We start from the raw sequence: 9,367 nt of genomic DNA, 5'->3' as shown, positions 1-9,367 counted from the left end.
CCGTGGACGTCGTGCGCGACAACCCGGACCGGTTCCGGGTCACCGGACTCTCCGCGGCCGGCGGACACAATGGGGGCATGACGGACTCCCTCGCTGACCCGCATCGGCGGTTCCCCGCGGTCCCGGCGCCCGCCGCCGGCGCCCCGCGCGACATCGTGATCCTCGGCTCGACCGGCTCCATCGGCACCCAGGCCGTGGACGTCGTGCGCGACAACCCGGACCGGTTCCGGGTCACCGGACTCTCCGCGGCCGGCGGCCGCGTGGAGCTGCTGGCCGAGCAGGCGCGTCAACTGCGAGTGCGGACGGTCGCCGTGGCCAGAGCGGACAAGGCGGAGGAGCTGCGCGCCGCGCTGCGCGAGCGGTACGGCGCGGGGGAGCCGCTCCCCGAGGTGCTGGCCGGGCCGGACGCCGCCACCGAGCTGGCCGCCTCGGACTGCCACACCGTGCTCAACGGCATCACCGGCTCCATCGGCCTGGCCCCCACCCTGGCCGTGCTGAAGGCGGGCACGGTGCTGGCGCTCGCCAACAAGGAGTCCCTGATCGTCGGCGGCCCGCTGGTGAAGGCCCTCGCGCGCCCCGGCCAGATCGTGCCGGTGGACTCGGAGCACTCGGCGCTCTTCCAGGCGCTGCTCGGCGGCGCCCGCGCCGAGGTACGCAAGCTGCTGGTCACCGCCTCGGGTGGCCCGTTCCGCGGCCGTACCCGCGAGGAGCTGGCGGAGGTCACCCCGCGCGAGGCGCTCGCCCACCCCACCTGGGACATGGGCCCGGTCATCACGATCAACTCCGCGACCCTGGTGAACAAGGGGCTGGAGGTCATCGAGGCGCATCTGCTGTACGACATTCCGTTCGACCGCATCCAGGTCGTGGTCCATCCGCAGTCCGCCGTGCACTCGATGGTGGAGTTCACGGACGGCTCGACCCTCGCCCAGTGCGGCCCTCCGGATATGCGGCTGCCGATCGCGCTCGGCCTCGGCTGGCCGGAGCGGGTGCCGGACGCCGGACCGGTCTTCTCCTGGACGGAGGCGATGTCCTGGGAGTTCTTCCCGCTGGACGAGAAGGCGTTCCCGTCCGTGCCGCTGGCCTGCCATGTGGGGGCGCTGGGCGGCACCGCGCCCGCCGTCTACAACGCGGCGAACGAGGAGTGCGTCGACGCCTTCATGGCCGGGAAGCTGCCGTTCACCGGCATCGTGGATACGGTGGCGGCTGTGGTCGAGGAGCACGGCACGCCGAACGGAACCGGACTCACGCTGCCGGATGTCCTCGAAGCCGAGACCTGGGCGCGTCGGCGCGCCCGTGAAGTGGCGCAACGCGCGCAGACAGCGGAGGCCCGCGCATGACGACGTTCATGACCATTCTCGGCATAGTCGTCTTCGTCGTCGGCCTGCTCTTCTCCATCGCCTGGCACGAGCTGGGGCACTTCTCGACGGCCAAGATGTTCGGCGTGCGGGTGCCGCAGTTCATGGTGGGCTTCGGCCCGACCCTGTGGTCGAAGCGCAAGGGCGAGACCGAGTACGGCATCAAGGCGATTCCGCTCGGCGGCTACATCCGCATGATCGGGATGTTCCCGCCGGGCGATGACGGCGCGATAAGGAAGCGCTCCACCTCGCCGTTCCGCGGCATGATCGAGGACGCCCGCGCGGCGGCGTTCGAGGAGCTGCAGCCGGGCGACGAGAAGCGGCTGCTCTATACGCGCAAGCCCTGGAAGCGCGTCATCGTGATGTTCGCCGGGCCGTTCATGAACCTGATCCTGGCCGTCGTGATCTTCCTGACGGTGCTGATGTCCTTCGGCGTGAACACGCAGACGACCACCGTCTCCTCGGTGTCCGACTGCGTGATCCCGGCCTCGGCCCAGACCGACAAGTGCCCCTCCGGCGCCAAGGACTCCCCGGCGAAGGCCGCGGGCCTGCGGGCCGGCGACAAGATCGTCGCCTTCGACGGCGCGAAGGTGGACGACTGGGGCGCCCTTCAGCGGCACATCAGGGACACCACGGGCCCGGCCACCGTCACGGTGGAGCGGGACGGCGAGCGCAAGACCCTGCGCGCCTCCCTGATCGAGAACCGGGTCGCCAAGTCGGACGGCGACGGCGGCTACGTCGAAGGCGAGTACGTCAGAGCGGGCTTCCTCGGCTTCACGCCCGCCAGCGGCATCGTCAAGCAGGACTTCCCGCAGGCCGTGGACCGCATGGGCGACATGATGGAGCACGGCGTCCAGGCCCTGGTCAATCTGCCGGGCAAGATCCCGGACCTGTGGAACGCGGCCTTCGACGGCGGCGAGCGCAAGCAGGACTCGCCGATGGGCGTGGTCGGCGCGGCCCGCGTCGGCGGCGAGGTCGTCTCGCTGGACATCCCGGCGAGCCAGCGGGTGGCCACCATGCTGTTCCTGGTCGCGGGCTTCAACCTGTCCCTCTTCCTGTTCAACATGCTTCCGCTGCTCCCGCTGGATGGCGGACACATCGCGGGGGCCCTGTGGGAGTCCGTGCGCAGGATGTTCGCCCGGGTCTTCCGGCGGCCCGACCCCGGCCCCTTCGACGTAGCGAAGCTCATGCCGGTGGCGTATGTCGTTGCGGGGGTCTTCCTCTGCTTCACGCTCCTCGTTCTGGTGGCCGATGTCGTCAACCCGGTGAAACTCGCGGGGTGACGCGCCACACGGCTTGTGTTCGATTTCTGTACGTATGTCACTCTCCCGGGGCATCCCCGGGAGTGGTGTGCTCATAGATGCGCCGGTGCCGTAATCTCGGACTACCGGAGCCCGTCGAAGCCGGGACGTGAACGACACCTTTTGGGGTTGCACGCTGATGACAGCGATTTCGCTCGGAATGCCGGAAATTCCGGCCAAGCTCGCCGACCGCAGGGTCAGCAGGAAGATCCACGTCGGCCCCGTGGCGGTGGGCGGGGACGCACCGGTGTCCGTGCAGTCGATGACCACCACCCGCACCTCGGACATCGGCGCCACGCTGCAGCAGATCGCCGAGCTGACCGCGTCCGGCTGCCAGATCGTCCGGGTCGCCTGCCCCACCCAGGACGACGCGGACGCACTGCCGGTGATCGCCAGAAAGTCCCAGATCCCGGTCATCGCGGACATCCACTTCCAGCCCAAGTACGTCTTCCAGGCCATCGAGGCGGGCTGCGCCGCGGTCCGGGTGAACCCGGGCAACATCAAGAAGTTCGACGACCAGGTCAAGGAGATCGCCCAGGCGGCCTCCGACCACGCCACCCCGATCCGGATCGGCGTCAATGCCGGCTCCCTGGACAAGCGGCTGCTTGAGAAGTACGGCAAGGCCACCCCGGAGGCGCTGGCCGAGTCGGCGCTGTGGGAGGCGTCCCTCTTCGAGGAGCACGGCTTCCGGGACATCAAGATCTCGGTCAAGCACAACGACCCGGTCGTCATGGTCAACGCCTATCGCCAGCTCGCCGCCCAGTGCGACTACCCGCTGCACCTGGGCGTCACCGAGGCCGGACCGGCGTTCCAGGGCACCATCAAGTCCGCGGTGGCCTTCGGCGCGCTGCTCTCGGAGGGCATCGGGGACACCATCCGGGTCTCGCTGTCGGCGCCGCCGGTCGAGGAGGTCAAGGTCGGCATCCAGATCCTGGAGTCGCTCGGGCTGCGCCAGCGCCGTCTGGAGATCGTCTCCTGCCCGTCCTGCGGCCGCGCCCAGGTGGACGTCTACAAGCTGGCGGACGAGGTGACCGCCGGGCTCGACGGCATGGAGGTGCCGCTGCGCGTCGCCGTCATGGGCTGTGTGGTCAACGGGCCCGGCGAGGCCCGGGAGGCCGACCTCGGCGTCGCGTCCGGCAACGGCAAGGGCCAGATCTTCGTCAAGGGCGAGGTGATCAAGACGGTGCCCGAGTCGAAGATCGTGGAGACGCTCATCGACGAGGCCATGAAGATCGCCGAGCAGATGGAGAAGGACGGCGTCCCCTCGGGCGAGCCGGTGGTGACGACGGCCGGCTGAGGAGCGTCCGGCTGAGGGGCGTCCGGCGGGTCCCGGTCGCCCTCCTTCCGGGGCCTGGCAGGGGCAGCCCCGGCCCAGCACGATCCGCCGGGGCGCCGGGCGTTCCACCTGGGGCGCCCCGCGGCCTCCCGCGGAGGTACAGTGCGAGAGATCGTTCCTTCTCGCCCTCCCAGGCCGCACCGTGAGGCACCGACACGTTGTTGACCACCACCTCCACCCGGGTTGTCGAGCCCGCTGAGCTCGACGAGGTGCTCGATGTGCTCCGGCGCGAGCCCGTCAGCAACGCTTTCGTCACCGCCCGCGTCCAGGCGTCCGGGCTCGACCCGTGGCGCCTCGGCGGCGAGATGTGGGGCTGGTACGTCGACGGCCGCCTGGAGTCCCTCTGCTACGCAGGCGCCAACCTGGTGCCGCTCTGCGCGGGCCCCGACGCCGTGCACGCCTTCGCGGAGCGGGCCCGGCGGCAGGGGCGGCGCTGCTCCTCCATCGTCGGCCCCGCGGGCCCCACGGCGGGCCTGTGGTCCCGTCTCGAACCGCACTGGGGCCCGGCCCGCGAGGTCCGCCGCCACCAGCCGCTGATGGTCACCGACCGGACGCCGTCCGACATCGCGCCCGACCCGCGGGTGCGGCGGGTCGCCAAGGACGAGCTGGACGCGGTGATGCCCGCCTGCGTCGCCATGTTCACCGAAGAGGTCGGGGTCTCGCCGCTCGCCGGGGACGGCGGCCTGGTCTACCAGGCGCGGGTCGCGGAACTCGTCGCCGCCGGACGCTCCTTCGCGCGCTTCGAGGACGGCCGGGTCGTCTTCAAGGCGGAGATCGGCGCCGCCACTCCGCACGCCTGCCAGATCCAGGGCGTCTGGGTCGACCCCGGGCGGCGCGGCGAGGGCCTGTCGGTCGCCGGCATGGCCGCCGTGGTCGACTACGCGCTGCGGGACGTGTCGCCCGTGGTGAGCCTCTACGTCAACGACTACAACACCCCCGCCCGCGCCGCCTACCGCCGTGTCGGGTTTCGCGAGGTGGGGGCGTTCATGAGTGTGCTGTTCTGAGCGGGATAGAGGAAGTAGCCTCCCGCCATGCTGCCTACCTCCGGGCCGTCTCCGGACTCCCGCCGCCCGGTCATCGGCCCGCTCGACCTCGCCGGCCGCGTCGACGAGGCGCTCGCCGTCCAGGCTGTCGCCTTCGGACTCACCGACGACGAGATCGACGTGCGCCGCCACATCGTGCGGCGCCACATGTCCGGGCCGGGCGCGCGGGCGCTGGGCGCCACCACCGGGGACGGCAGGCTGGTCGGCTTCGTCTACGGCATGCCGAACGACCGCACGCAGTGGTGGTCCACGGTGGTGCACCCGTATCTGCGCCAGGAGGGCCACGACGAGTGGCTCAGCGACTCCTTCGTCATCACCGAGCTGCACGTCCATCCCGCGTACCAGGGCAGGGGCATCGGACGCGCCCTGATCACCGACCTCACCGACGGCGCGGCCGAGGCCCGCTCGCTGCTCTCCGCGATCGACACCGCGAGCCCGGCCCGCGCCCTGTACTACCGCCTCGGCTATCGCGACCTCGCCCGCAGAGTCCTCTTCCCCTCGGCGCCCAGCCCCTATGTGGTGATGGGCGCGTGGCTGCCGCTGCGGCGGGGCGGGTGAGGCCGGGGCCGGGGGGCGCCGTTTCCGTGCCGTCGGCCGGGGCGGATAGGCTCGGCCACTGTCACTCGACCCGCTTATCCATGCCGCAACCAGGAGCACCCCATGGCAGCCCGAGTCCAGCGTTTGTCCCGGTCCATGCTGAAGACGCTGCGTGACGACCCGGCGGACGCCGAGACGCTGAACCACAAGCTGCTCGTCCGGGCCGGGTATGTGCGCCGTACGGCGGCGGGGATCTGGAGCTGGCTGCCGCTGGGCAAGCAGGTGCTGGAGAACGTCACCCGGGTGGTCCGCGAGGAGATGGACGCCATCGGCGGCCAGGAGGTGCTGCTGCCCGCCCTGCTGCCCCGGGAGCCGTACGAGGTCACCGGGCGGTACGAGGAGTACGGCGACCTCCTCTTCCGCCTCCGGGACCGCAAGGGCGGCGACTATCTGCTCGGCCCCACCCACGAGGAGATCTTCACCCAGGTCGTCAAGGACCAGTGCACGTCCTACAAGGACCTGCCGGTGATCCTCTACCAGATCCAGACCAAGTACCGGGACGAGGCCCGCCCGCGCGCCGGCATCCTGCGCGGCCGCGAGTTCACGATGAAGGACTCCTACAGCTTCGACGTCTCGGACGAGGCGCTGGCCGCCTCCTACGCGCTGCACCGCGAGGCGTACCAGCGGATCTTCCGCCGCCTCGGCCTCGACTTCCGCATCGTCTCGGCGGTGTCCGGCGCGATGGGCGGCTCGGCCTCCGAGGAGTTCCTGGCCCCGGCGCCGGCCGGCGAGGACACCTTCGCCCAGTGCCCGCAGTGTGGGTACGCGGCCAACACGGAGGCGGTGACCGTCACCGTGCCGCCCGCGTCCCCGGACGGCCGCCCCGCCGTCGAGAAGCTGGACACCCCGGACACGCCCACCATCGAGGCCCTCGCCGCACACCTGGGCGTCCCCGCGTCCGCGACGCTCAAGAACCTGCTGGTGAAGGTGGACGGGGAGATCGTCGCCGTCGGCGTGCCCGGCGACCGCGAGGTGGACCTCGGCAAGCTCGCCGAGCAGCTGGCCCCGGCCGAGGTCGGGGTCGTCACGGCCGAGGACTTCACCGGCCGCGACGACCTGGTGCGCGGCTACATCGGCCCGCAGGGCGGCATGGCGGGCAAGGCGTTCCGCTACCTCGCCGACCCGCGCGTCGCCCCCGGCACCTCGTGGATCACGGGCGCCAACGAGGAGGGCAAGCACGCCCGCAACGTGGTCTGCGGCCGGGACTTCGAGGTCGACCAGTATCTGGACGTGGTCGTCGTCGAGCCCGGCGACCCCTGCCCCGAGTGCGGCTCCGGCATCGAGCTGGACCGCGCCATCGAGATCGGCCACATCTTCCAGCTGGGCCGCAAGTACGCGGACGCGTTCGAGCTGGACGTGCTCGGCCAGGACGGCAAGCCCGCCCGGGTCACCATGGGTTCGTACGGCGTCGGCGTCTCGCGCGCGGTCGCCGCGCTGGCCGAGCAGACGGCGGACGAGCAGGGCCTGTGCTGGCCCCGCGAGGTCGCCCCCGCGGATGTGCACATCGTCGCGGCGGGCAAGGCGGCGCAGACGGAGGCCGCGCTGGACGCCGCGGAGCGGCTCGCCGAGGCCGGGATCCGGGTGCTGGTGGACGACCGGGCCGGGGTCTCCCCGGGGGTGAAGTTCACGGACGCCGAGCTGATCGGCGTCCCCACGATCCTCGTCGCCGGGCGCGGGGTGAAGGACGGCCTCTTCGAGCTGAAGGACCGGCGCACGGGCGAGCGGGAAGAGCTGCCCCTGGAGGAGGCGCTCGCCAGGCTGAAGCCGGCGGCCGGCTGACCTCTCTCCGAGACCGTGCCCCGTCAGGGGCGCGGGGAACTGCGCGACCGGCCACAGACCGCCCGCAGACCGCCCGCAGACTGCGACTGCCGCAAGGGGCAGCCCTGACCCAGCAAGGGGCCGCCCCGGCCCGGCAAGCGCCACCGGACAGGAAGGAGCGCTACAGCCAGGTCGCGAAGTCCAGCAGCATCTCGCCGTCCGCGCGGGCGCCCGCCGAGAGGTTCCGCACCCCCGACTCGACCGCCCGGTAGAGCGTCCAGCCGCGCACCCGCTCCCGCTCCACGTCGAGCGAGTCCGCCAGCTTGTGCACCCGCCGCCGCACCGAGGAGGCGGCCCCGCTGGACGCCATCAGATCGTGCAGCCGGTCCCGTGTCAGCCGCGCCAGGTCGTACGCCGCCTCCCCGACCAGCGGGTCGGGCCCCACCGTCAGCCACGGCGCCCGCTCGCCCCCGCTCAGCACGGCGCCCTGCCGGAAGTCGCCGTGCAGCAGGACGGGCTCGCCGCCGTCCCCGGTGCTGCCCAGCAGCTCCTCGCGGGCCTCCAGCGCCGCGTCCACCAGGGGCCGCACCTCGGCCGGCGCGCCGGCCCGCATCAGCGCCGCCTCCGTCCGGGTGTGCTCCGCGACGGTCTCGAAGACGCCGCCGGCGTCCCCGGCGGGCACCCACAGCCGCCGCACCACGGAGACGGCCTCCAGCGTCGCCTTCGCCTCCGGCAGCGCCCGCAGCGACACCTCGCCGTGCAGCCGCTCCAGCAGCAGCGCCCCCTCGCCGGGCTCGGCCCGCAGCAGCCGGGCCGCGCACAGCCCGTCCCAGCGGGCCAGCGCCGCGCTCTCGCGCAGCGCCCGGTCGGGTGCGGGGGCGCCGTCGGGCGCCACCAGCTTCAGCGCGGCGGGCGTGCCGTCGGCCTGCCGCACCAGTACGACCAGGCTGCTCCGCCCGCCGGGGGACACCACCCGCTCGGGCGTCAGCTCCCACCTCTCCAGCCACCGCGCCAGCAACTCGGGCAGACCGCGCAGCCAGGACGCGGCGGTCGCCGCCGCCTGCGCGTCGGGCTGCGCCTCCAGGGCGCGCACCAGCCGCTGCGGCGGGTCGAAGGGCAGAACGGAAGGCATGGAACGGGACGGCCTTTCGGAGGGGTCGGCGATGTGGTCACAGCGTGCCGGGCGCCCGGGACCCGGAGGCCGGGCCCGAGGGGGTGCCCGCGGCGGGGTCCGAAGGGACCGGGGTGGCCGACGGCTCGGCCCCGCCGAGTTCGGCGAGCCCTGGGAAGGCTACGCCGCTGCCCCGCCAGCGCGCCGACCGCACCGCGGCCTCGCGCAGCGACCCCGCCGCGGCGCGCCGCCGCGCGCCCGTGCTCGCCCGCACCAGGTCCGCGTACACCCCGGCGAGCCGGTCCTCCAGCTCGGCGGCGAGCCGGACGGCGGCGGCCTCGTCCGGGACGGCGAAGGGCAGCGCGTACGCGGCCGCCGCCGGCGCGGGCTCGCCGCCCAGCTCGCGCACGTCGCGGCGGAGCGCGTCCCGCCGCGCGCGGTGCGCGTCGTACGCCTCGCGGGCCTCCTTCTTGCGGTCCGCGCCGATCCGGCCGCCGACCACCCCGTAGCCGTACACGGTGGCGTGCTCGGCGCGCAGCGCCGCCTGCACGGCGTCGATCTGCTTCATGTCCGGTCCCCGTTCGCGTCCCTGTCGCTGCCCCCGTCACCGGCCTGGCCGTCCGCGCCGTCGCCGGGCTCTTCCGCCTCCAGAAGGTAGGCGTGCGCCGCGCCGGCCGCCGCGAGGGAGGCCAGCAGCCGGGCCAGCTCGCCCGGGGCCTTCACCAGCGTCTTCGTCCGTGCGTCGGCGAGCCGCCGCTCGGCGGCCACCAGCGCGCTGAGCGCCTGCTTCGCGTCGCCGGGCACCGCGGGTCCGTCCGCGCCGGGATCCGTGGCGGACGGCGCGGGCGGAGCGGAGGGGCGGGGGG

Annotated in this window: 8 protein-coding genes and 1 pseudogene; 6 read left to right on the top strand and 3 right to left on the bottom strand. The window is 73.1% G+C overall.

Annotation, left to right across the window (positions count from 1 at the left end; all coding sequences use genetic code 11):
* The first annotated feature begins 77 nt into the window (after nt 1–77).
* From dxr to G5C65_RS24285, 6 genes are all read left to right on the top strand, one after another.
* Entirely contained in the window at nt 78–1,337 is a 1,260-nt protein-coding gene (dxr, locus tag G5C65_RS24310) for a 1-deoxy-D-xylulose-5-phosphate reductoisomerase (protein WP_165301052.1), read from the top strand.
* Nucleotides 1,334–2,638: a M50 family metallopeptidase gene (locus G5C65_RS24305; RefSeq protein WP_165301051.1), complete on the top strand. Its 1,305-nt coding sequence runs from the start codon at nt 1,334–1,336 to the stop codon at nt 2,636–2,638. The genes dxr and G5C65_RS24305 overlap by 4 nt, the downstream gene beginning before the upstream one ends.
* Nucleotides 2,639–2,795: 157 nt before the next feature.
* Nucleotides 2,796–3,953, top strand: a complete 1,158-nt coding sequence (gene ispG, locus G5C65_RS24300; RefSeq protein ID WP_165301050.1) for a flavodoxin-dependent (E)-4-hydroxy-3-methylbut-2-enyl-diphosphate synthase — start codon at nt 2,796–2,798, stop codon at nt 3,951–3,953.
* A gap of 197 nt (nt 3,954–4,150) precedes the next feature.
* Complete coding sequence (locus G5C65_RS24295) at nt 4,151–4,996, top strand: GNAT family N-acetyltransferase (RefSeq protein WP_165301049.1); 846 nt, start codon at nt 4,151–4,153, stop codon at nt 4,994–4,996.
* A 27-nt stretch (nt 4,997–5,023) separates the two neighbouring features.
* Nucleotides 5,024–5,593, top strand: a complete 570-nt coding sequence (locus G5C65_RS24290) for a GNAT family N-acetyltransferase (protein WP_165301048.1) — start codon at nt 5,024–5,026, stop codon at nt 5,591–5,593.
* A 102-nt stretch (nt 5,594–5,695) separates the two neighbouring features.
* Entirely contained in the window at nt 5,696–7,411 is a 1,716-nt protein-coding gene (locus G5C65_RS24285; protein ID WP_165301047.1) for a proline--tRNA ligase, read from the top strand.
* Nucleotides 7,412–7,571: 160 nt separating this feature from the next.
* Here G5C65_RS24285 and G5C65_RS24280 read toward each other — a convergent pair whose 3' ends face one another.
* From G5C65_RS24280 to G5C65_RS24270, 3 genes and pseudogenes are all read right to left on the bottom strand, one after another.
* Nucleotides 7,572–8,522 (bottom strand): aminoglycoside phosphotransferase family protein, encoded by a 951-nt coding sequence (locus G5C65_RS24280; RefSeq protein WP_165301046.1) that lies wholly within the window; start codon nt 8,520–8,522, stop codon nt 7,572–7,574.
* Between the two features lie 37 nt (nt 8,523–8,559).
* Nucleotides 8,560–9,069, bottom strand: coding sequence for a ferritin-like domain-containing protein (locus G5C65_RS24275; protein WP_165301045.1), 510 nt, complete (start codon nt 9,067–9,069; stop codon nt 8,560–8,562).
* Nucleotides 9,066–9,367 (bottom strand): annotated as a pseudogene (locus G5C65_RS24270) (hypothetical protein); the annotation flags it as partial. The gene G5C65_RS24275 and the pseudogene G5C65_RS24270, both read right to left, overlap by 4 nt.

Origin of the sequence: Streptomyces boncukensis (assembly GCF_011045075.1) — a bacterium.
GTDB lineage: Bacteria > Actinomycetota > Actinomycetes > Streptomycetales > Streptomycetaceae > Streptomyces > Streptomyces boncukensis.
The sequence above is the reverse complement of the archived record's forward strand: the minus strand, read 5'-3'. Positions and strand labels throughout refer to the sequence as shown.

Coding starts and splice junctions, on each gene's coding strand:
- dxr (WP_165301052.1), top strand. CDS start 78: ATGACGGACTCCCTCGCTGACCCGCATCGGCGGTTCCCCGCGGTCCCG.
- G5C65_RS24305 (WP_165301051.1), top strand. CDS start 1,334: ATGACGACGTTCATGACCATTCTCGGCATAGTCGTCTTCGTCGTCGGC.
- ispG (WP_165301050.1), top strand. CDS start 2,796: ATGACAGCGATTTCGCTCGGAATGCCGGAAATTCCGGCCAAGCTCGCC.
- G5C65_RS24290 (WP_165301048.1), top strand. CDS start 5,024: ATGCTGCCTACCTCCGGGCCGTCTCCGGACTCCCGCCGCCCGGTCATC.
- G5C65_RS24285 (WP_165301047.1), top strand. CDS start 5,696: ATGGCAGCCCGAGTCCAGCGTTTGTCCCGGTCCATGCTGAAGACGCTG.
- G5C65_RS24280 (WP_165301046.1), bottom strand. CDS start 8,522: ATGCCTTCCGTTCTGCCCTTCGACCCGCCGCAGCGGCTGGTGCGCGCC.
- G5C65_RS24275 (WP_165301045.1), bottom strand. CDS start 9,069: ATGAAGCAGATCGACGCCGTGCAGGCGGCGCTGCGCGCCGAGCACGCC.